The 897-nt window shown below is 57.3% G+C and carries 1 rRNA gene; it reads left to right on the top strand.

What is annotated here, in order from left to right:
* Positions 1 to 897, top strand: a 16S ribosomal RNA gene (locus MA879_RS12290); the annotation flags it as partial.

Raw genomic sequence — 897 nt, 5'->3', positions numbered from 1 at the left:
ACGGCCCAGACTCCTACGGGAGGCAGCAGTGGGGAATATTGCACAATGGGCGGAAGCCTGATGCAGCGACGCCGCGTGAGGGATGACGGCCTTCGGGTTGTAAACCTCTTTCAGTAGGGAAGAAGCGAAAGTGACGGTACCTACAGAAGAAGCACCGGCTAACTACGTGCCAGCAGCCGCGGTAATACGTAGGGTGCGAGCGTTATCCGGAATTATTGGGCGTAAAGAGCTCGTAGGCGGTTTGTCGCGTCTGTCGTGAAAGTCCGGGGCTTAACCCCGGATCTGCGGTGGGTACGGGCAGACTAGAGTGCAGTAGGGGAGACTGGAATTCCTGGTGTAGCGGTGGAATGCGCAGATATCAGGAGGAACACCGATGGCGAAGGCAGGTCTCTGGGCTGTAACTGACGCTGAGGAGCGAAAGCATGGGGAGCGAACAGGATTAGATACCCTGGTAGTCCATGCCGTAAACGTTGGGCACTAGGTGTGGGGACCATTCCACGGTTTCCGCGCCGCAGCTAACGCATTAAGTGCCCCGCCTGGGGAGTACGGCCGCAAGGCTAAAACTCAAAGGAATTGACGGGGGCCCGCACAAGCGGCGGAGCATGCGGATTAATTCGATGCAACGCGAAGAACCTTACCAAGGCTTGACATGTTTTCGATCGCCGTGGAGACACGGTTTCCCCTTTGGGGCGGATTCACAGGTGGTGCATGGTTGTCGTCAGCTCGTGTCGTGAGATGTTGGGTTAAGTCCCGCAACGAGCGCAACCCTCGTTCCATGTTGCCAGCACGTTGTGGTGGGGACTCATGGGAGACTGCCGGGGTCAACTCGGAGGAAGGTGAGGACGACGTCAAATCATCATGCCCCTTATGTCTTGGGCTTCACGCATGCTACAATGG

Source organism: Micrococcus lacusdianchii (assembly GCF_023155805.1).
Lineage (GTDB): Bacteria > Actinomycetota > Actinomycetes > Actinomycetales > Micrococcaceae > Micrococcus > Micrococcus lacusdianchii.
Note: the sequence above shows the minus strand (reverse complement) of the source record. Positions and strands in the feature narration are given on the sequence as shown.